The 20,301-nt window shown below is 60.3% G+C and carries 25 protein-coding genes; 17 read left to right on the top strand and 8 right to left on the bottom strand.

What is annotated here, in order from left to right; genetic code table 11:
• Nucleotides 1-62: 62 nt before the first annotated feature.
• A complete protein-coding gene (locus tag ACJO3T_RS00765; protein WP_406964031.1) occupies nt 63-836 on the bottom strand; it encodes a TSUP family transporter in 774 nt (257 codons plus the stop codon).
• A 184-nt stretch (nt 837-1,020) separates the two neighbouring features.
• Between ACJO3T_RS00765 and ACJO3T_RS00770 the strand changes: the two genes are divergently transcribed.
• From ACJO3T_RS00770 to ACJO3T_RS00785, 4 genes are all read left to right on the top strand, one after another.
• Complete coding sequence (locus tag ACJO3T_RS00770; protein WP_406977525.1) at nt 1,021-1,458, top strand: ankyrin repeat domain-containing protein; 438 nt, start codon at nt 1,021-1,023, stop codon at nt 1,456-1,458.
• Nucleotides 1,459-1,658: 200 nt separating this feature from the next.
• Nucleotides 1,659-2,087 carry an organic hydroperoxide resistance protein gene (locus ACJO3T_RS00775; RefSeq protein ID WP_406964029.1) on the top strand — a complete coding sequence of 143 codons (429 nt, stop codon included), beginning with the start codon at nt 1,659-1,661 and terminating at the stop codon, nt 2,085-2,087.
• Nucleotides 2,088-2,213: 126 nt separating this feature from the next.
• Nucleotides 2,214-2,642 carry a hypothetical protein gene (locus ACJO3T_RS00780; RefSeq protein WP_406977526.1) on the top strand — a complete coding sequence of 143 codons (429 nt, stop codon included), beginning with the start codon at nt 2,214-2,216 and terminating at the stop codon, nt 2,640-2,642.
• A complete protein-coding gene (locus tag ACJO3T_RS00785; protein ID WP_406964027.1) occupies nt 2,639-3,256 on the top strand; it encodes a LysE family translocator in 618 nt (205 codons plus the stop codon). Before ACJO3T_RS00780 ends, ACJO3T_RS00785 begins: the two co-directional genes overlap by 4 nt.
• A gap of 9 nt (nt 3,257-3,265) precedes the next feature.
• On the opposite strand, the gene ACJO3T_RS00790 is transcribed toward ACJO3T_RS00785, so the two are convergent.
• Together ACJO3T_RS00790 and ACJO3T_RS00795 are read right to left on the bottom strand one after the other, a co-directional pair.
• Nucleotides 3,266-3,613, bottom strand: a complete 348-nt coding sequence (locus ACJO3T_RS00790) for a DUF488 domain-containing protein (protein WP_406964026.1) — start codon at nt 3,611-3,613, stop codon at nt 3,266-3,268.
• Nucleotides 3,614-3,626: 13 nt separating this feature from the next.
• The gene (locus tag ACJO3T_RS00795; RefSeq protein ID WP_406964025.1) at nt 3,627-4,379 is read right to left on the bottom strand and encodes a spermidine synthase; all 753 of its coding nucleotides are present in this window, start codon (nt 4,377-4,379) and stop codon (nt 3,627-3,629) included.
• 198 nt (nt 4,380-4,577) lie between these two features.
• On the opposite strand from ACJO3T_RS00795, the gene ACJO3T_RS00800 reads away from it, so the two are divergent.
• The 3 genes from ACJO3T_RS00800 to ACJO3T_RS00810 all read left to right on the top strand — a co-directional run bounded on the left by ACJO3T_RS00800 (nt 4,578) and on the right by ACJO3T_RS00810 (nt 6,726).
• The gene (locus ACJO3T_RS00800) at nt 4,578-4,736 is read left to right on the top strand and encodes a YqaE/Pmp3 family membrane protein (protein ID WP_328185865.1); all 159 of its coding nucleotides are present in this window, start codon (nt 4,578-4,580) and stop codon (nt 4,734-4,736) included.
• A gap of 162 nt (nt 4,737-4,898) precedes the next feature.
• The gene (locus ACJO3T_RS00805) at nt 4,899-5,555 is read left to right on the top strand and encodes a DsbA family oxidoreductase (protein WP_406964024.1); all 657 of its coding nucleotides are present in this window, start codon (nt 4,899-4,901) and stop codon (nt 5,553-5,555) included.
• 175 nt (nt 5,556-5,730) lie between these two features.
• Nucleotides 5,731-6,726 (top strand): NAD(P)H-dependent flavin oxidoreductase, encoded by a 996-nt coding sequence (locus tag ACJO3T_RS00810; protein ID WP_406977527.1) that lies wholly within the window; start codon nt 5,731-5,733, stop codon nt 6,724-6,726.
• A gap of 115 nt (nt 6,727-6,841) precedes the next feature.
• Here ACJO3T_RS00810 and ACJO3T_RS00815 read toward each other — a convergent pair whose 3' ends face one another.
• On the bottom strand, nt 6,842-7,384 hold the full coding sequence (locus ACJO3T_RS00815) for a PadR family transcriptional regulator (protein WP_406964022.1): 543 nt from the start codon (nt 7,382-7,384) through the stop codon (nt 6,842-6,844).
• A 520-nt stretch (nt 7,385-7,904) separates the two neighbouring features.
• Here ACJO3T_RS00815 and ACJO3T_RS00820 point away from each other — a divergent pair.
• Nucleotides 7,905-8,771: a helix-turn-helix domain-containing protein gene (locus ACJO3T_RS00820; RefSeq protein ID WP_406964021.1), complete on the top strand. Its 867-nt coding sequence runs from the start codon at nt 7,905-7,907 to the stop codon at nt 8,769-8,771.
• Nucleotides 8,772-8,843: 72 nt separating this feature from the next.
• On the opposite strand, the gene ACJO3T_RS00825 is transcribed toward ACJO3T_RS00820, so the two are convergent.
• Nucleotides 8,844-9,506 (bottom strand): SDR family oxidoreductase, encoded by a 663-nt coding sequence (locus tag ACJO3T_RS00825; RefSeq protein ID WP_406977528.1) that lies wholly within the window; start codon nt 9,504-9,506, stop codon nt 8,844-8,846.
• A gap of 59 nt (nt 9,507-9,565) precedes the next feature.
• Between ACJO3T_RS00825 and nfi the strand changes: the two genes are divergently transcribed.
• Nucleotides 9,566-10,273 carry a deoxyribonuclease V gene (gene nfi, locus ACJO3T_RS00830; RefSeq protein WP_406964019.1) on the top strand — a complete coding sequence of 236 codons (708 nt, stop codon included), beginning with the start codon at nt 9,566-9,568 and terminating at the stop codon, nt 10,271-10,273.
• Nucleotides 10,274-10,276: 3 nt separating this feature from the next.
• Here nfi and ACJO3T_RS00835 read toward each other — a convergent pair whose 3' ends face one another.
• Nucleotides 10,277-10,765, bottom strand: coding sequence for an acyl-CoA thioesterase (locus ACJO3T_RS00835; RefSeq protein ID WP_406964018.1), 489 nt, complete (start codon nt 10,763-10,765; stop codon nt 10,277-10,279).
• A 312-nt stretch (nt 10,766-11,077) separates the two neighbouring features.
• On the opposite strand from ACJO3T_RS00835, the gene ACJO3T_RS00840 reads away from it, so the two are divergent.
• A complete protein-coding gene (locus ACJO3T_RS00840; RefSeq protein ID WP_406964017.1) occupies nt 11,078-12,001 on the top strand; it encodes an alpha/beta hydrolase family protein in 924 nt (307 codons plus the stop codon).
• A gap of 369 nt (nt 12,002-12,370) precedes the next feature.
• The gene (locus tag ACJO3T_RS00845) at nt 12,371-13,312 is read left to right on the top strand and encodes an alpha/beta hydrolase family protein (RefSeq protein WP_406964016.1); all 942 of its coding nucleotides are present in this window, start codon (nt 12,371-12,373) and stop codon (nt 13,310-13,312) included.
• Nucleotides 13,313-13,424: 112 nt separating this feature from the next.
• Here ACJO3T_RS00845 and ACJO3T_RS00850 read toward each other — a convergent pair whose 3' ends face one another.
• A complete protein-coding gene (locus ACJO3T_RS00850; protein ID WP_406964015.1) occupies nt 13,425-14,171 on the bottom strand; it encodes an NAD(P)H-dependent oxidoreductase in 747 nt (248 codons plus the stop codon).
• A 619-nt stretch (nt 14,172-14,790) separates the two neighbouring features.
• Here ACJO3T_RS00850 and ACJO3T_RS00855 point away from each other — a divergent pair.
• Nucleotides 14,791-15,495 carry a PEP-CTERM sorting domain-containing protein gene (locus ACJO3T_RS00855; protein ID WP_406977529.1) on the top strand — a complete coding sequence of 235 codons (705 nt, stop codon included), beginning with the start codon at nt 14,791-14,793 and terminating at the stop codon, nt 15,493-15,495.
• Between the two features lie 264 nt (nt 15,496-15,759).
• Complete coding sequence (locus ACJO3T_RS00860; protein WP_406977530.1) at nt 15,760-16,848, top strand: BamA/TamA family outer membrane protein; 1,089 nt, start codon at nt 15,760-15,762, stop codon at nt 16,846-16,848.
• Here ACJO3T_RS00860 and ACJO3T_RS00865 read toward each other — a convergent pair.
• Nucleotides 16,845-17,954, bottom strand: a complete 1,110-nt coding sequence (locus ACJO3T_RS00865) for a mechanosensitive ion channel family protein (RefSeq protein WP_406964012.1) — start codon at nt 17,952-17,954, stop codon at nt 16,845-16,847. The genes ACJO3T_RS00860 and ACJO3T_RS00865 overlap by 4 nt on opposite strands.
• Before the next feature lie 275 nt (nt 17,955-18,229).
• Here ACJO3T_RS00865 and sodN point away from each other — a divergent pair, with 275 nt between their 5' ends.
• The 4 genes from sodN to ACJO3T_RS00885 all read left to right on the top strand — a co-directional run bounded on the left by sodN (nt 18,230) and on the right by ACJO3T_RS00885 (nt 20,300).
• A complete protein-coding gene (gene sodN, locus ACJO3T_RS00870; RefSeq protein ID WP_406977531.1) occupies nt 18,230-18,730 on the top strand; it encodes a superoxide dismutase, Ni in 501 nt (166 codons plus the stop codon).
• Nucleotides 18,730-19,059, top strand: a complete 330-nt coding sequence (locus tag ACJO3T_RS00875) for a S24/S26 family peptidase (protein WP_406977532.1) — start codon at nt 18,730-18,732, stop codon at nt 19,057-19,059. The genes sodN and ACJO3T_RS00875 overlap by 1 nt, the downstream gene beginning before the upstream one ends.
• 66 nt (nt 19,060-19,125) lie before the next feature.
• Nucleotides 19,126-19,698 carry a HupE/UreJ family protein gene (locus tag ACJO3T_RS00880; protein WP_406977533.1) on the top strand — a complete coding sequence of 191 codons (573 nt, stop codon included), beginning with the start codon at nt 19,126-19,128 and terminating at the stop codon, nt 19,696-19,698.
• A 218-nt stretch (nt 19,699-19,916) separates the two neighbouring features.
• Nucleotides 19,917-20,300 (top strand): encapsulin-associated ferritin-like protein, encoded by a 384-nt coding sequence (locus ACJO3T_RS00885; RefSeq protein WP_406964008.1) that lies wholly within the window; start codon nt 19,917-19,919, stop codon nt 20,298-20,300.
• Nucleotide 20,301 lies beyond the last annotated feature (1 nt).

The following is a 20,301-nucleotide window of genomic DNA, read 5'->3' on the forward strand; positions in this document are numbered from 1 at the left end:
CCCGTACTGAAAATCGTGAACAGATATTAATGAGAATTACTATCTTCTGCAACGATTGCGGATCACAGGAACGCCTGGACCAGGCCCACCAGGCTGACCACCAGCAGGACCGTGCCCAGCACCCGAAAGAACACCGGGGTTTCCGCCTGCAGCATCCGCTGATGGATCCACAGCCCGATGACATGGCCCACAGCCGCACAGGGCAGCAACCACAGATGATGGATGAGCTGCAGGTCGACATCGGCCAGGATAAAGGCCACCAGTTTGATGAGAACGAGGATGAACCAGAGGGCGAACAGCGTGTCCCGTAGCTTGGTCTTCGGCAGGTGCTGGGCCGCCACGGCGATGATCAGCGGCGCCCCTATCAGCGACGTGCCACTGATATAGCCACCCACCATCAGGAACACCAACTCCACCACCCGGCTGCCACTGCGGAAGGGTCGGTTGAAGATATAGGAGAGCGAGTAGACCGACACAATCACGAAGATAATGGCACTGAGTACCTGTGACGGCAGCGTGATCAGCCCGAACACCCCGATCAGCTTGGGCACGATCATCACCGCCAGCAGATACCCCAGGTATCGCCAGTCCACGGTGCTCTCCACCGGGACGCCCTCGCCTCCACCCCCACGGTTATTCATCCAGATGGTCAGGGACGAGAACACCAGCAGATGAACCGCGATGATGGGCAGGAACACCAGTGGCTCGTTGTGCACCAGCAACAGGAACGGCAGTGACAGGACCGCGCCGCCAAACCCCAGCCCCGAGCGGACAAACCCGCTCCAGACAAAGATCAGGGCGATCAGCACATACTGGTAGACTTCAAGGGACGACATCGGTCACGGCTCCCTGGACTCTGATAAGTCAGACTCTGGTAAAATGGCCCGCAATCATACAGATAATCCGTACCGCTTTCAGGCTGTCCCACGGTCGCGACAGGCCAGCGGCTTCTCCGAAAGCGGTCGCCAGTGGACGGAAACCGATAACCATCATCACCCGTACAGGGTCTTGGGAGACGCCATGAGCGAAGGCAAACCAGCCGGTCCCCGGCAACCGGAAAACGAACAGGACAAGGACGCCATAGCCTTTGCCCAGGGCATCTTCGATCTTGCCAGGAATGGCGGCACGGGCATGCTCTCCCCTCTGCTGGAGGCGGGCGTTCCGGTCAATATGCGCACCAGCGAGGGCGACACCCTGTTGATGCTCGCCACCCGCAACGGCCACCTGGACACGGCCCGCCTGCTGCTGGTCAAGGGTGCTGACCCTGACCGGCCCGACAACCACCAGCGGACGCCGCTGATGCAGGCAGCGATGGATAACCAGGCGGACATCACTGATCTTCTCCTGGGCTGTGGCGCCAACCCGGCGTTGACCGACGCCGAAGGCGACACCGCCCTGGACCTGGCCAGGACCCATAACGCCAGCGAGGTCATTCCCATTCTCGAACCCCTGTTCTGAGCGCACGCGAGGGCATCGTGTTAATCTTTCTGTCATTTAAATTGTGCACAACATAGTTGCCAGCAATCAATTTGCGGCGTATGGTGCCTTGTGATGTACAGCGGGCCGGTCACCCCGGCCCCGGCAACCAAGGTTCCCGGACTCATTCCCCATCAGATCGGCCCGGGACCCATCCGACAATCCTCAGAAGGAGAAACACCATGTCCCTGGAAAAGGTACTCTATACCGCATCCGCAGAAGCCACCGGTGGCCGTGACGGCCGCGCCATTTCATCCGATGGCGTGCTGGATGTCGCCCTGGCCACTCCCAAGGCACTCGGCGGTGCCGGTGGCGAAGGCACCAATCCGGAACAACTGTTTGCCGCCGGCTATTCCGCCTGTTTCATTGGTGCGATGAAAGCAGTGGCCGGCAAGGCCAAGCTGCCCATGCCGGAAGACGCCTCCATCGAAGGCATGGTGGGTATTGGCCCGGTCGGTAACGCCTTTGGTATCCAGGTGGAACTGCGCATCTCACTGCCCGGCATGGATGACGAGCAGGCGCAACAACTGATCGAGCTGGCTCACCAGGTATGCCCCTACTCCAACGCCACCCGTGGCAACATCGATGTGACCCTGACCCGGGTAGACTGATTGCCGTTGCCTTACCGTTGTAATGACCCTGGCCCAGCCAGGGTCATTCGTCCCGCCTTACCCCATCGCCAGCAAACCGCTACACTCCATGAACCCGTCAATAGCTCGCTTGGAGGTGCATACCCCATGTCATGGATCAAGGCATTTATCAGCGGTTTCCTGGCCACCCTGATCTTTCACCAGGGATTGTTCGGCCTGTTCTACCTGGCGGGGGTTGTCCCGGTCGGGCCCTTCAACCTGAGCCCGGCGCCACCACTGGGGGTGCCTGCCGTGGTATCATTGGCATTTTTCGGCGGGCTCTGGGGCGTCTTGCTCTGGGCACTTCTGGGGCACCTGAAACCCCCTGCCTTCTGGTGCCTGATGATCGTTCTGGGGGCCATCGGTCCCACCGCTGTCGCCATGCTGGTGGTCTTTCCCCTCAAGGGGATGGAGGTGTCAGCACAGAGCTGGTTTGGCGGCCTGATACTGAACGGCTTCTGGGGACTGGGTGTGGCGGTATTCCTGACCCTGCTGGGAGCCCGTCAAACGAGGACAACTAACGGAAACCTGCAATGACCCTGACCACCTGGCTGACTGTTGTCACCATCTGCGCCCTCGGGGCCATGTCCCCCGGCCCGTCACTGGCACTGGTCCTCAGGCAGACCGTGTCCGGGGGCCGACGAAACGGCATGACCGCCGCAGTGACCCACGGCCTGGGCATCGGCCTGTATGCCTTCCTGAGCATTATGGGCCTGGCGGCCATCATCATCGCCTCGCCGCTCCTGTTTACCGGCCTGCAGTGGCTCGGGGCCGCCTACCTGGCATGGCTCGGCGTGAGGGGGCTGATGGCAAAGCGGTCACAGCATGACGAGCTGCCGGAGGTTCCGACCACCACCAGCGCGGCGCGGGATGGATTCATGCTGGCCTTCCTCAACCCCAAGGTGGCGGTGTTCTTCATCGCCCTGTTCAGCCAGGTGGTGGGGCCGGAAACCCCGACATTGGCGAAACTGGGTTACGCGGCAACGGCCATGGTGATCGATACCGTCTGGTATCTCACGGTGGCCTGGCTGTTCTCCAACCGCCGGCTCCTCGGCGGACTCCAGCGCAATGTGGTATGGCTGGAACGGTTTTTCGGCGTCCTGCTCATCGCCCTTGCCGGGCGGCTGGCCGTCGGCATCCTCAAGGCCTGAGTCCCCGGATCATCCCAGCATGGCCAGATACTGGCGCAATACCACCGCGTTATTGCGATCCCGGTCCTTCGCGCTGAACAACAGGGTGACCGTTTCCCCGGACGCCCGTTCGGCCAGCGGCCTCAGTTTGTCCCGCTGTTGCTTCAGTTCCCCGAGATAACCACGACGGAACTCGTCCCAGGAAAGCCGGCCCTTGTGAAAGTCCTTGCGGAGGTCGTCGGAGGGGGCGACCTCCCGCAGCCACTCATCCGCCTGCAGTTTCTCCTTTGGGATACCCCTGGGCCACAGCCGGTCCACCAGTACCCGATAGCCATCTTGACCCAACGGGTCATAGGCGCGCTTCAACTGGATAGACATCGCGTCGCTCCTTTCACAGTCCCTCTCTGACCTTTGCCATCAGCTTAGGCCAGGCAATAGGCAGTGTCTTCTCAAGATCCCTGAATATTGGCTCCCTACCGGGCAACAGCGGGACCCGCTGCCTCGACGCCAGCAACACCGTGTTGTTGGATTTGCTGGTGTAGCTGAACAGGCTGGCAAACTGCTGCCGCAACTGCCGGGAAAGACGTCCCTCCGGATCCGGCGGGCGATGATAGTTCACCGCCAGCCAGCCTCGATCCGACAGGACCCGGTGGCACAATTCGACAAAATGCCGGCGGGACTGGGCCGGGCTCATGCGGTCCGCACCATAGAGATCCGCCAGGATCAGGTCGGCACTGCCTTCCGGCATATCGTCCAGAACCTGGCGCGCTTCCGCAATGGTGACCCGGACCCGTTCGGTCTGCGGCAGGCTGAAGAAATCCCGGGCCACCTGAACGACCTCACGGCGAAGATCCACTGCATGGATATGACAGTCAGGCAGCAGGTGGTGCAATGCCCCCACCAGTGTCCCACCACCAACACCAAGCACCACGGCCCGGGAAGGCCGCTGCCAGGCTACGGGCAACAGCATCGCCCGGTTGTATTCGTGCACGGGCAGCCAGGGCCGGCGGCGGTCGATCTTGCTCTGTTCGAACACGGAATCGAACGTCAGCACCCGGTGGCGGCGATAGTCGATTACCATGATCGGCCCGATACGATCCCGGGTATGGTGAACCAGCTCGCCCGACAGCGATGATCTCAACATGTCCGGTGTCGCCCGTCATGATGGTTGAAAAGGCCGGTACCGGCGTCTGCATTGCCCAACTTTAATTCGTCCTCCGGCTTTTATTGCTAATCTTCATCACAAGACTGGATAGCACGCTGGGTGCCCGGAAGTCCTGGCAGCAGACCCACGGAACCGGCCCACCCAACCATCCGACACAGGCCGTTAAAGGAGTTGTCCATGGACCTGATCCGAATCCTCATCGCTATCATCCTGCCACCGCTTGGCGTTTTCCTCCAGGTCGGTATCGGCAAGCATTTCTGGATCAATATCCTCCTGACCCTGCTGGGGTACATTCCCGGCATCGTCCATGCGGTGTGGGTAATCGCCAAAAAGTAGCCCTTCCCCCGAAGATGGTTTAACAGGGGCGGGGCGCCCGGCGCGGCGCGGCCCCGCCCTCCCCTTGCGATACCACAGGCATCGGCAATCGGTGCGCTCTCGTATACAGTGACGTTATAGCATCCCGACCGGGACCACCCATTAACGTCAGCGAGAGCTCCCATGACCAACCTCCAGATCGATATCGTCTCCGACATCGCCTGCCCCTGGTGCGCCATTGGCTACGCACGGTTACAGCAGGCCATGGACAGGCTGGCCAGCGACATCAGCTTCCAGATCCAGTGGCAGGCCTTCGAACTGAACCCGGATGCCTCCGGCGACGGCGAACCCATCCTCCAGGCCCTGTCGAGGAAGTACGGCCGAAGCCCCCAGGAGATGGAAGCCGCCCAGGCCGACATGATGCGCATTGCCGAAGAACTGGGGCTGAATTTCTCCCGCATGCAGGAACGCCATACCCAAAACACCTTCGACGGCCACCGATTGGTGAAGTGGGCGGGCGAATCCGGTCTGCAGACCGAGATGAAGATGGCCCTGTTCGACGCCTACTTCGGACACGCGGCCAATATTGCCGACCACGACGTACTCCGTGCACAGGCCGAAGGCATCGGCCTGGACGGCGACCAGGCCCGGGAACTGCTCGCCTCCGACCGCTATGCCGACCAGGTCCGCCAGGAGGAAGCCTACTGGCAGCAGGCCGGTGTCACCGGTGTCCCGGCCTTCATTGTCAACCAGCGATACATGATTTCCGGCGCCCAGGAACCGGATACTCTGGTGGCCGCCCTGCGCAAGGTTGCCTCAGAAGCCACGGACAGCCCGTAACTGGGTGATGGGTGCAGTTATGAAACCAGTTGCACAAAAAATCGGTCACTGGTAATTTTGTGCAACTGGTTGCACCAAGTAGAGCCAACCGACTCCTGGTGGAACTGTCAGTCATGTGCCAAACCCTCCACCGCCAGCACCTGTGACCTGGCGGTGGCCTGACTCAGGAGCTGTCATGTCGTTACCCGATAACCTGAAGAGCCTGTCGCTGCCGGCGGTGGCTTCTCCGCTGTTCATCATCTCCAATCCGGATCTGGTCATCGCCCAGTGCAAGGCCGGTATCGTGGGATCCTTCCCGGCCCTGAATGCCCGCCCTGCCCACGTGCTCGAGGAATGGCTGGACCGGATCACCACCGAACTGGCGGAATACAACGCGCAGAACCCGGACAAGCCGGCGGCGCCCTTTGCCGTCAACCAGATCGTGCATCGGTCCAACGACCGCCTGGAGCACGACCTGGACCTGTGCGCCAAGTACAAGGTACCCATCATCATCACCTCCCTGGGCGCCCGGGAAGACCTGAACCAGAAGGTCCACGAATGGGGAGGTATCACCCTCCACGACGTTATCAACAACCGCTTTGCGAAGAAGGCCATTGAGAAAGGCGCTGACGGCCTGATCGCCGTGGCAGCCGGTGCCGGCGGCCATGCCGGTACCCAGTCACCGTTTGCCCTGGTCCAGGAAATCCGCGAGTGGTTCGACGGCCCGCTGCTGCTGTCCGGCTCTATCGCCAATGGCAACGCGGTACTGGCGGCCCAGGCGGCCGGCGCCGACCTGGCCTACATCGGGTCCGCCTTCATTGCCACCCGCGAGGCCAACGCCGACGAAGCCTACAAGCAGATGATCGTCGACAGTGGCGCCGAGGATATCGTCTACTCCAACCTGTTCACCGGCGTGCATGGCAACTACCTGAAGAAGAGCATCGAGAACGCCGGAATGGACCCCAATGCCCTGCCGGAATCCGACCCGTCGAAGATGAATTTCGGTTCAGGCGGTGAGTCCAAGAGCAAGGCCTGGAAGGATATCTGGGGTGCCGGTCAGGGCGTGGGTGCGGTCAAGGATGTTGGCGACGTGGACACCCTGGTGACCCGTCTGATCCGCGAGTATGGCCAGGCCCGCCAACGCCTGGGGCTGACGGAAGCTGACATGGCTCCCGTTGCCGAACCCGCCTGATGAATTTCACCGGGGGCATCCCAGGCCCCCGGTTCAGACCTGCCAGGCGCTGTACGGCACCTGCCAGGCGGGCAAGTCCCCAGTGTATCCCCCGCCGGATCCATCCTGACGCCCTTCAGGCCGGGGCCAGTTCCGACAACAGCGGCAGGGTGCCCCGGGCCCACTGAAGCCAGTCTTCCTCGGAGGAAATGCCCTTGAGCAAGACCCGGTGCTGGAGACGCTGCCCCCTGGTCAGGTCCGGCCCCGAAAAATCCCGGGCCTCGATCGCCCGGTAGTTGGCCAGCCGTTCCTGATGCCAATCAATCAGCCGCTCAAGTTCCTGCCGCACCCCAAGGGGGCCCAGTACCGCCTCTGCACGGATCTTCACCATCAGGGCCTCATTACTCTCACCGGAGCTGCCGGGCTCCGACGCCCAGCGCACCAGTTCATCCCGGCCATCGGGGAGCACATGATAGACCTTGCGTTTTCGACTGCCATCATCCCCCTTTTCCTCCACCTCGACCCAGCCCGACGACGCCATACGGCGCAGCTCCCGGTAGATCTGCTGATGGGTGGCCTGCCAGAAATGACCGATCGAGCGGTCAAAGCGCCGGGCGAGCTGAAAGCCGGTGGACGGTTTCTCGAGGAGTGAGGTCAAAAGGGCATGTTGAATCGACATGAGGGTGATTCTATCCACTACCGACCGGCTCGCCAATCCGGAAATCATCCGTTGCCCTGGTGCCGCAGTTTCCAGCTTCACCGGGTAACCCCAGTGTCGAAATCACGGCCCTAACGGAATCTGACCACACTTCAACCAACCATTTTTTGTGATGCAGGCCCGAATGAGTGCCAATTCGTGAAAGCCCTCTTCCCATTGCTGAACTACAGTTTTCGCCTACGAAAGAACCACAAAACCAATAAAAACAAACAGTTAAATAACAACTTCCGGTGGCAACCACAAGCAGTGCAGGAAACCTATGGGGCGTTTGGCTAAAGGAATCTTTCCAGAATGGGAAGCTTCAGGAATTGTGAACTGCATTGCTCAATCGGAGGCACCATCACCGCAACCTACTGCTATTACTTAACAGGGTGGCGCGGTTGGATCTACGACATTCGTTCCCGTAACGGGATACCAACCACGGCAGCCACTGGGAACGTAGAGGGTTTCCCGCTGGTCGGCATTCAGCAGGGCAGAAAACATGACTAACAAGAACAATCGCATTCCATGCACGACTCCGAGGTTACTGGTATGGAGTCACGACGTGCTGTTCCTGGGCACCTGTCCCAGCCGCCAGGAGCCCTATCGGACCACCCAGGAGCTCATGGTGGTCTGCCTCGAGGGCAGCCTGACCATCTGGCCCGGGAGCAACGCCCCGGTATCCACCCGTAGCTGCCTGATACCACCAGGCACCTGGCTGGACAGGACGCTTATCGAAGGACACAAACCGGTGCTGGGCATCTATTTCCTGTCACCGTTCTCCCAGGACTACCCCGCCCTCGCCAGCCGGATGACTCATCTGGGCGACGGCCTGTACTGCCACCACCAGGACGAAACCGCCGTTATCCGGGCCATGACCGACGCCAGGAACCGACCGGTCATCACACCGCACGAAGCCCGCACACTGGTTCGGGACATCCTGATTCCCCCGGCCCTTCAGGGCCTGACTTTCCGGGAATACGACCCCCGCGCCCTTACCGTTGCCAGACGCATTCGGGAAGACCTGCACGACGCACCCAGTCTCCCCACCCTGGCGAACGAGGTAAACCTGTCCGAATCGCGACTGGAAAAACTGTTCAAAGAACAGGCGGGCCTGCCCATTACCCAGTACCGGGTTCGCTATCGGGTCTTTATCAGCACCATCATCATGGCGCTGGGCTATTCCATCACCGAGGCGGCCCTGCTTGCCGGGTTCTCCAATTCCGCCCACCTGTCCCGCTGTTATCGCCAGGTCAACGGTGTCACTCCGTCGTCCACCTTTCTGAACAAACCCTATCTGGACTCGGTGCTCGACAAGTCGGCCAAGGCATTGGTCTCCCCGTTCCTTGAAGGCCAGGCCACGGTCTGAAAGTGCACTTTGGCGCCATACTCACGACATGCCGCATTTCCATGAAGCGCGGCAGCTGTGGCGGACAGCCCCTTACCAGGGCAGTTCATCACCGTTGCTGTGCCAGAAGCCCCCGGTATTCTCCAGGTTCAGGGCATCGATACGGTCTGCCAGTCCCCGGGCAGCCTCCTCCGGGGAGATCAGGCCGCCAAAATTGACCATGCGGGTCTTCACGTAGCCCGGGTGGAGCTGTGCCACGGCAATACCCCGGGGTTTGAGGTCCACCGACAGAGACTTGCCGAAGGCATTCAGAGCCGCCTTGGAGGCACGGTAGCCGTAGCGACCACCGGAGTCGTTATCAGCAATGGAACCCATACGACTGGTGATGTTGGCGACCTTGCCGCCCTCCGGGATCAGATCCACCAGGGCCTCCACCACCCGTAGCGGGCCGTAGGCGTTGACTTCCATCTGGGTGCGGATGGAGTCAAAGTCGATGGTGCCCAGTTGCTCATCCTGCAGCAACCCGGCGTTGTTGATCAGCAGGTGGATCTGCTCGCCGGCCAGGGCCTGTTTCAGCTCCAGCACGTCCGCCTCCCGGGTTACGTCGATGCGGTCGATGACTCGGGCGGCCACCGCCTCCAGCTCGGAGGATGTCTGGCGGCAGACGCCAATGACCTGCCAGCCATTAGCCGCATACAGGCGGGCCAGTTCCAGCCCGATACCCCGGTTGGCACCGGTGATCAGTACCTGATTCATGATGTCGCCTCCTGTGTAGTGTATCGTTAAACCTTCACGGCGCAGGATAAGGGAGCCCGATGCACGATCCAACCGCTGACTGGCAGGGCCTGACGCCTCAACAGGCCATCAGACTCCAGCGACAGGCCGCTGGAGAGGTCATTACCCGGGACGATCTGCCCACGGTTACCACGGTGGCCGGCGTGGACGTGGGTTTCGAGGGTCGGGACATCGCCCGGGCGGCCATCGTGGTCCTGCGGCTGTCGGACCTCAAACCCATGGATCATGCCATCGCCCGCCAGCCGGTGCCCATGCCCTACATCCCCGGCCTGCTGTCGTTCCGGGAATGCCCGGTGATCCTCGAAGCCCTTGGCAAACTCAGTCGCAAACCGGACCTGCTGCTCTGTGACGGCCAGGGTATTGCTCATCCCCGACGGCTGGGCGTGGCTTCCCACACTGGCATCCTCACCGGCCTGCCCACCATCGGTGTGGGCAAGAGCCGGCTGACCGGTCGTCACGGCCCAGTGCCGGAGGAGAAAGGGGGCTGGACCGTGCTTGAGGACCGGGGCGACACCATTGGTGCGGTCCTGCGTACCCGCCAGGGTGTCAAACCGCTCTATATATCACCGGGACACCGGATCAGCCTGCCCACGGCCATCCATTATGTAATGGCCTGCGTCACCCGCTACCGGTTGCCGGAAACCACCCGCTGGGCTGACGGCATTGCCTCCGGTCGTGGCCAACGCTGGCTGGACCAGTTACCGGAAAGACCACAGTGGACGGAGTGATGGTTACCGGGACAACCTCTCCCGGGTGGCCAGCCGGCCTTCCCGGCGAATCTCGGCGTTATCATAGCGGCGCTGCTGGTCATCGGTTTCCGGAATGACCGCCGGCACATCCACCGGCTTGCCATGGTCATCCAGGGCCACGAAGGTAAAGAACGCCGACAGAATATGCCGTACCTCGCCGGTATAACTGTTCTCTGCCTCGACCCTCGCGCCGATTTCCATGGATGACCCCCAGCTCCGGTTCAGTGACAGGCTGAACAGCAGGGTATCGTTGCCCTTGGCCGGGGCCCGGAAATGGATGGAGTCCACTGCGGCCGTGACACAGACCCGGGCCGAATGCCGCTCGGCCACCACCAGGGCCAGGCGATCGCATTTGGCCATGATCATGCCACCGAACACCGTGTCCTGAGCGTTCATGTCGTTCGGGAAGACCTTGTAGACGTGTTTGTCGATGGCCGATGCGGCCACCGTCCTCTGATTCTTTTGGGGCATCTCGGAATCGACTCCAGATATCGGGATTGGAACAGGCATGGTCCTACTATAACCCAGCATGTCCGGACACTGCCGAAAACCAAAAAGCCATTTCCGCTTCGACACAACATCGGGAAGACAGTACCCGAGACTCTCCTCATTTGTTCGACCTGGCTTCTCGTGTTCAAACGAAATTCGCTTCCCGTGATAAATGCACGTTTAAGTGCCAGATCGTAAAAGCACGCTCCCTGTTGGAGGGAATACCGTCTGTCGCGGGGGATATGGTTCCCCGACAACAAATCCAACAAAGTACTGCAAACAGGGACAACAACTATGTTTAAACTCTATGCCAACAACCCGCTGCGGTCACTGATCGCAGCCGGCTCCCTCCTGCTGTCCGCATCTGCCTTTGCCGCCGGCGGTGGCGGTGACGATGGCGGTGATGACTGCACCAGCGATTGCGGTTACCAGCGCGGCCCGGACCCCACGGTATCCTTCCTGGAGGCCTCCAGTGGCCCCTATTCCGTACGGACCGACAACGTGTCCAGCTTTGTGGGCGGCTTCGGTGGTGGTACCGTGCACTATCCCACAGGCACCACGGGCACCATGGCCGCGGTCGTGGTTATCCCGGGCTTCGTGTCCGCCGAGTCCTCCATCGACTGGTGGGGCCCGAAACTGGCCTCCTATGGTTTCGTGGTGATGACCATCGACACCAACAGCGGCTTCGACCAGCCACCCAGCCGTGCGACTCAGATCAACAACGCGCTGGACTACCTGATTGAGGAAAACGACAGCAGCACCAGCCCCTACAGCGGCATGATCGACACCAACCGACTGGGCGTTATCGGCTGGTCCATGGGCGGTGGCGGCACCCTGCGGGTAGCGGCGGAAGGCCGGATCCAGGCAGCCATTCCCCTGGCACCCTGGGATACGTCCAGCTTCCGGTTCCGCAATATCCAGACACCGACACTGATCTTCGCCTGTGAGTCCGACATCGTCGCCCCGGTGGGCAGCCATTCCGATCCCTTCTACGAGGCGATCCCGGATTCCACCGACAAGGCCTTCTTCGAGCTGAACAACGGCAGCCACTATTGCGGTAATGGTGACAACAGCTACAACGACGAGCTCGGTCGGCTCGGTGTCTCCTGGATGAAGCTGCATCTGGACCAGGACCAGCGCTACAACCAGTTCCTCTGCGGGCCTGACCACGAGTCCGAATACCGGATTTCCGAGTATCGCGGCACCTGCCCCTACTGAGCAGGGACGTACCGAAAACCTAGTCATATAGGACTGATCGTATCCGGCTGGTTTTCCCTGCCAGCCTCAACGGGTCATGGTTCGCCATGGCCCGTTTTTGTGCGTATCCCCCTGATCGTTGCCACCGACGATCAGCGAACAATAAGTCCGCCACGACTCGACACCCCACGAAAAAGAGCGAGCGCTCGAAACGCCAAATTCCGAGCCATCTCGAAACACAGGTCTCCCGCACCAGGAAGAACGTGACGGGTGCCCCGAAGGGTGCCATTTCGTGAAAGCTGCCCCCTGTCCACCCGGCTACTGTTCATGACCGGGGACGCAGCTCCCTGCCAACAATGCACAACATAACAACACCAAAGGGAAATCATTATGTTCAAGCAGATCGGAAAGAAATCAGCCTTGTCGCTGCTCGCGGCGGGTAGTCTGATGTTCTCGGCTACAGCCCTCGCTGTCGGTGGTGGCGGCGACGATGGCGGTGGTGGTGGCGGTTGCGAGAGCGACTGCGGCTACGAGCGCGGCCCGGATCCCTCCGAATCCTTCCTGGAGGCCTCCAGTGGACCCTACAGCGTGCGCACCAGCAGCGTGTCGAGCTTCGTCAGCGGCTTTGGCGGCGGCACCATCCACTATCCTACCGGCACCACGGGGACCATGGCCGCGATCGTTGTGATTCCGGGCTTTGTGTCTCCTGAGTCCTCTATCGCCTGGTGGGGCCCGAAACTGGCCTCCCACGGTTTTGTGGTCATGACCATCGCCACCAACAGCGGCTATGACCAGCCGGGTAGCCGGGCAACCCAGCTCAACAATGCCCTGGACTACCTGATTGAGCAGAACGACAACAGTCGTAGCCCGATCAACGGCATGATTGATACGGCACGCCTGGGTGTTATGGGCTGGTCCATGGGCGGCGGCGGTACCCTCCGCGTTGCCACCGAGGGCCGGGTCAGCGCAGCCATTCCGCTGGCACCGTGGGACAGCTCAAGCCTGCAGTTCCGCAGCATTGAAACCCCCACCCTCATCTTTGCCTGTGAAAACGACGCAGTTGCATCGGTCAGGAGCCATGCCGATCCGTTCTATGAGGCGATTCCAGACTCCACCGCCAAGGCCTTCGTTGAACTGGATGGTGGCAGTCACACCTGCGCCAACGGCAACAGTGGCTTCGGCGGCACCTACAACGACGTGCTGAGCCGCCTGGGCGTGTCCTGGATGAAGCTGCACCTGGACAAGGACCAGCGCTACAATCAGTTCGTCTGCGGCCCCAACCACGAGTCCGACCGGAACATCTCCGAATACCGGGGCACCTGTCCCTACTAAGGGCATGTTCCTGAAGATTGCAGTGCTGGACCAGGCAACGTGAGGGTCCGATCCGGGCTACGGCAGATCCGTAGCCCGGTTTTTGGTTTCGGGCCACGTCTGTCCACCGACCTTACAGCCGCCACCGCTGCGGATGTTGCTGTCTCAGCATTCCCTGTTCATCCCAGTCATCCCAGCCGGTAAAGGGAATGGCCCTTTCTCCGTCCAACCCTGCCAGGCGGGCACCCCAGTCACTCTTGCCCTGTTCCAAGTGGTCAAGGAACACGGACTCATCCTGATAACGGATACCACCCCCCTGGACCCCGTAGGTGACCTGGGGCGGTAACACGTCATACCCCACATAATACAGTGAAGAGTGAACCGGCCAGAGCCACTCCACCATGTTGCCCGCACGACCGTATGGCATGAACGCCTGCTCCGGTGAGCCGGCAGTCACGGAGCAGATCGCCCGTTTGCCCCGGAAGTGCCCCCGGTCATACCGACGCTGGCCGGAATAGAGCCCGCCATAAACCAGCACCCGGTCGAACCAGCCCTTCAGAATGGCAGGCTGGGCGTGCCACCAGAGCGGAAACTGGAGGATCAGCAGGTCCGCCCACTCCAGCCGTCTGATTTCCCGTCGGACATCCTCGGGCAAGGCGTCCTTTTCATAGTGGCGGCGCTGCTCGGTGAGGGGGGCAAAGTAATCCGCCTCACGCCGGGGGTAGAAATCCGGACGCTCCACCGGGTCAAATCCTTCCCCGTACAGGTCGTCCAGCAGCACCTCATGCCCCTGCTCCCGCAGAGTGGCCGCAGCTACATCCGCCAGACCGCCATTAAAGGACTGCCGCTCCGGGTGGGCCAGTACGATCAATACGTTCATGCCGCGCTCTCCTTTATATGTCCACTGGAGAACAGGCTAGCCTGTCTGATTGAGAACAGGTATTCCCAAAACCTGACAAGTATCTTTTCAAAAATGAACAACCTGAATGCTGCGTCAGGGCTATTGACCACGAATTGATTCGTCAGGTCTCCCGGTGGCTCCGAAAACAAACACCTGCCCTCAAAACAAACAAGAATTTAAAAAATACATGTCGATGAGCTTTCCAAGCATCGGCAATATGCATCTGTCACTAGTAAAAACGTTAGATAATTGTTTTTATTCAATTTTTATAACCTCATCAGTCGACTAACTCTATAACCCCCCCGATAGCGTTGACACTTTATGGCCTAATTCTGGACCTTCGCTGTCGAAGTGCTTTGCGCCGCTTTCGGCTCCATGAGCCCGCAACCCAATGTTTATAAAACATTTTTAATACAGGCACGATTATCGCTTAAAAAATTAACAGATGGCCTTTATCCCCTCTGGTCATTACACCCAGCCCACCTCATCGGGTTGCCAGACAAAGCCAAGGATCTCTGAACTACGGACATTGAGACAGTCTGGTTGTGAAATAAAGCTAATGGATAACATGCTTAACAACTGGAGAATTGCCATGAAAATGAAACTGATCGCCGCGGCAGTAGCGCTGTCGGCCTGGACAGGCGCCACCAGCGCTGTCGTAGTCGAATCCACCGGGAACGATCTTCAAGTACGCCTGGACATTCTTGGTGCATCGGTTGATGCCAATGCAGACCAGCTTCACGACTCGTTTGACACCCACTGGAACATCCTCGGGGGCGGCGCCACAACCACCTTCGTCCTTGAGTTGGCCGGGAAAAAAGGCTCCAACACCTTCGGAATCTACGACAAGGGTAATCCGGCCACCTATGTCGAACTCTTCGCCGGTTCGGACACAGCCGCTGATCAGATCGAACTGACCATTGCCGGCGACGGCTCCGTCCTCAAGGGAGGGATCGACACCCTGATTGATTTTACCGGAGACCAGTTCGGGTTCTATCTGGGTCGCGCAGCGCCGCTGTTCTTTTCAGACAGCACGCTCAATGCCGGTGGCGCTGATCAGATGGCAGCATTCAAGGGCAACGGTACTGATGTGCTGAACCTGCCTGGGCTCGGTGCAACCCTCTGGGAGGAAGACGACTACATCATCTCCTGGGAAGACCTTCCCTACGCCAACTCTGACAAGGATGTAAACGACCTGGCCGTCTACATTCAATCCGTTGCTCACGTGCCGGAACCGGGCACTCTGGCACTGCTGGGACTCGGCCTTGTCGGCCTGGGCGCTGCCCGTCGCCAGAAGCCCTGAAACGCCAACAGAGTTTCCTGGTACATACCAAAGCCATAGGGCAGCCGCCCTATGGCTTTTCTGGTCAGTAGCCAGCTCCGGTAAATCCCCGCCACCGATCTACGGACAATAGCGGCCCCCATCTGGCCCGAGAGCAGCCATTCCTGATTTCCAGCCAATCCCGACATGTCTGTTTCCCGCCGGTGTTCTATCCTGCAATGGGTAGAAGGTAGGGCCACCACACGAAGACACTGGCATAATACCGCTGACGCTGGAGATCAGGATGTGAAGGGACAACAAAAGGTATGGGTGTTGGCGGGCATCCTCTGGGGATTATCGGTGTCGGCGTTTGCTCAACCCGACACCCCGGTGAGTGAAACGGAATTACCGGACGAGAGCGCAGCGCCATCCCCCTGGCTACTCGTCCCAAAGGTGAGCAGCACCCCCAAAGTGGGTACATCCGCCGGCTTCCTGGCCGGTTACCTGTTCAGCCTCGACCAGGATTCCACCTCCTCCATGGTCGGCGCGGTCGGCAGCTACAGCAATACGGACTCGTTCCTGGGAGGGCTGTTTGCCCGGACCTTCTGGAACGGCGACAGCAGGCGCCTGCAGGTCTTTGCCGGTGGCGGCCGGATCAACAACGACTATTCGGATTTCCTGGGTTCGGGGCTGCCGGCCGCCACAACCGACGAGATGAAGGCCTTCTTCACCAGGTATCTCCATGAAATCGATAACCAGTGGTTCGTCGGTGTCCAGGGCGTCTACACCAACTACCTGATTGCGGGTGACGACTTCCGGACCCAGGAAATCCTCAAGTTAGCCGGCCTGAACGGCGTGGACTCCGGAGCCCTCGGCCTGGTCCTGATGTACGACAGCCGCAACAACCAGAATGCGCCTGTCTCGGGTATCCATTTTACCGCCAACAACTTCGCGTACCGGGAGGCCCTGGGAGGTGAGGAAAACTTTGACAGTCTCAATCTCGACTTCCGGCAGTACCTGCCCCACGGTGATGGGCACGTGCTGGCCTATCACGTCAGCGGGCGCTGGACCCATGATGCGCCCAACGGTGGCTATTCCAGCGTAACCCTCAGGGGCTATACCCGGGGGCAATACCTGGCGCCACACAGCACCAGTGTTGAAGTTGAGGAACGCCTGCATGTCCGGAACCGTTTCAGCATCAACCTGTTTGCGGGCGCTGCCTGCCTGTATGGCGATGGTGAGGAATGCGGAGACAGTGACAACCTCTACCTCAGCTACGGACTGGGCGGGCAGTATGTCATCAAACCCTCCGAGAATATGGTCGTTACCATGGACTATGCCAAGGGCGAGGGCGACAACAGCGGTTTCTACCTGCGATTCGGCCAGGCCTTCTAGCCATGGGGTGACCTGGCCCGCTCATCCGAAGAGTCATCCGATTCACCCTCCTCAGGCGCGGTGTCCACCAGGCGCGCGCGCAACCGGGGCAATTGCGAGGGATAGTGCTGCTGGATGAACGTCACCAGTCCTTCCCGGATGGCGCATCGCAGATCCCAGTTCTGGCTGGAATCCGGCGCACTCATCAGGAAGCGGATCTGCATGGCCTGGTCACTGGAATCGGTGACCTGAACCGTCGCCACCTGCCCATCCCACTGTTTCGCGATGCCCAAAAGCCGTAAGAATTCCTCACGCAACGGCTCGACGGGCATGGTGTAGTCCACCCAGATAAAGACCGTGCCCAGCATATCCGCGGTGTTGCGGGACCAGTTCTGGAACGGGTTTTCAATGAACCACTGCAACGGCACGATCAGACGTCGCAGGTCCCATACCCGCAGGACCACATAGGTGGCGGTCACTTCCTCGACCCAACACCACTCACCCTGGACATGGAGCACATCGTCGATACGGAAAGGCTGGGTAAGCGCTATCTGCATACCCGCCAGCAGGTTGCTGAGCACCGGTCGGGCGGCAAAGCCCAGTATGATACCGCCAACCCCGGCGGAAGCCAGCAGGCTGGCACCCACCTGCCGTACCGATTCAAAAGTCATCAGCGCGGCGCCAATGCCTACGATGATGATAAGGATGTTCAGGCAGCGAACCAGGAAACGGGTCTGGGTTTCCACTTTCCGGGCCCGCCTCCACTGCCCTTCCAGCACCGGATTGAGCAGTACGATCACCTCGCCGATCACTGATGTCAGGCGAACCGCCGCCCAGGTCAGGGACAGGATCAGCAACAGTGTGGTCGCCTGTTGCACGGCAGAAAGGAGTGGCAGGTCATCCGGTGACGCATTGAGCATGCCCTGGAGTACCAACAGGCAGGAGACCACGCCCAGTGCCCGGGCGGCCGCGTCCAGGAACAGGCGTGGTACCGTTCTGCGTTCGGTGAAACGCCGGATCAGGGCCAGCGACACCTTGTACACGAGGTAGGTGGCGATCACGGCAAACAGCGCCGACAGGCCCGGTATCAACCACGCCTGCAGATCCGCTTCCACAGCTTGCAGCATCACTGCCTCCATCCCAGTCCAGTATCGATAAACCTACGCGATACACTGCGGAAACGCCAAACCGGCGCCCCCGGGACGCCAACAATCATGAAGTAACGAACATCTTACTGGCGACCGCATCGACTACATTGAGTTTTTAAGGGTTCGATAACACCGGTTCTGACAAACACCCTTGGCATACTTCCCCAGGTTTCTATAGACTTTAAATGCCATTGATTTGCATTTGCCTTTAATTGTATTTAACAGAACGCCCAGCGTAAAAGAAGGAGCGCCTCATGATACGCAAGCTACTGGCATGGTATGACCGCAAGGTTGGCGTGGAAACCGTCGCCGCCCACTGCGATATACCCTGCAAGATCTACGACCCCATCAGCGCCCAGATCGCGGCTCTGAGTGTTCTCCGGTTCATGGACCTGATTGCTGACCTGGACACCAAGGATTTGCTGACGGTGGCCGACCAGGCCCAACTCAGCCGCCTGGTGCGGGAAAAGGAAGATCACGCCGAAAAGGCCAAGCACGAGGTGCGGGTGATCTGGGGCGACTACTTCAAGCAACCCCAGTTCGACAAGTACCCGGATGCCAGCGAGCTGGTACACAACATCATGCTCGCGGGCTCTGCCTGCAAGCAGGGCATCGAACGGGACAAGGGCGAAAAGCTGTTGGCCCTGGTCAATGAATTCGCCGAGGCTTTCTGGACTACCAAGGATGTGGGCACCTTCCGGGCCACCTGCCCGTATCCGCCCCAGGAAACCGTGGTCTACCCGAAGCTGGACTGATGCAACTGAAACTCTACCGGGTAATCGGTGACAGCATGCTGCCGGACCTCGCCGCGGGTTCCTTCGTCGTGACCCTGAGGCATCGCGCTCAGACCCTGCGGGTAAATGATGTCGTCGTTGTGGAGCACGCCATTCACGGGCGCATGATCAAGCGCGTGATAGGCATTGGACAGGACGGAGCCCTGTCGCTGGCGGGTGACAATGCCGCCCGGAGTACCAGCACAGAAGCCCTGGGGCCCATCCCCCCGGAACGGGTGCTCGGAAGGGTGATCTGGCGTATCCCCGGCATCACCGGGAGCACGCCCCGCACCCCGTCATCCCTGCCCTGATCAGGGCTGTTGGCGACCCGCGGCATTAAAGGAATTCAACAGATCCAAACAGGTTGGAGACACACCATGAAACCAAGTCAGAAAATCCTGATCACTATCGCCCTGATGCTGACCACCACCACCGCCATGGCACACCCCGGACATGCCGAAGGCGGCTTCCTCAGTGGTCTGCTGCACCCCCTGATGGGCCTGGACCACCTGCTGGCCATGGCGGCCATCGGCTTGTGGAGCATACGCCAGTCCACTGTCATGAAACGCGGCACGCCCCTGTTCGTCATCGGCGGCATGCTGCTGGGTGCGGTGATGGCCTTCGGCGGCCTTAACCTGCCCTTTGCGGAGATGGGCATCACCCTGTCCGTGCTGATCGCAGGCATCCTGATTGCCTCCCTGGCAAAGCTGCCCACGCTGGTCGGCGCCACGCTGGTGGGGGCCTTCATGGTCTGCCATGGCTTCGCCCATGGCGCGGAAATGCCGGCGGGCGCCACCCTGGCCGCCTACATGGCCGGTTTCTGCATCTCGACACTGGGCATCACCCTGGCGGGAAGTGGCCTGGGCGCCCTGCTGATGAAGGCCGACAACCGCATCACCCGCGGCATTGGCACCGCCCTGGCGGTGACCGGCGCCGTGCTGGCCTCCTGAAACCGGACCCGAACGGCAAAAGGCCGACTTCGGCCCTTCAGAGCCCCGGCCCACCCGGGGCTCTGTCATTCAAGGCGCCGCGAAAATGCCCGATTTATTGCACCTCGGCAACATCAGACCTGTCCACCTTGAAATCACACCTTCCCGGCATAAGCTCAATAGGTACGCGCAACATCTTTCCACCATGAATTCACCGCGCATTCATTACGGAGAGCAACATGGCAGGTGCAAGCGACAGTTACCATGAGCCCATTGAACAACTGACCGACAGGACCCGGGACATGCATCGCGCCCTGGTCTCCGTACAGGAGGAGCTGGAGGCCGTCGACTGGTACCAGCAACGGGCGGATGCCACCACCGACGAGGAGCTCAAGGGCCTGTTGCTCCACAACATGCGGGAGGAGATCGAACACGCCTGCATGGTGCTTGAGTGGCTGCGACGCAACCATCCGGATTTTTCCGCCCAGATGGACATCTACCTCTACACCACCAAGCCGATCCTTGAGGCGGAGGAAGAGGACGCCAACCTCAGCGGCGCAAGCCAGGACACCTCCACCAGGTCGCTGAACAAATTCACCATCGGCTCCATGAAGGGTGAGTAAA

Origin of the sequence: Marinobacter shunpengi (assembly GCF_045449715.1) — a bacterium.
Taxonomy (GTDB): Bacteria; Pseudomonadota; Gammaproteobacteria; order Pseudomonadales; family Oleiphilaceae; genus Marinobacter.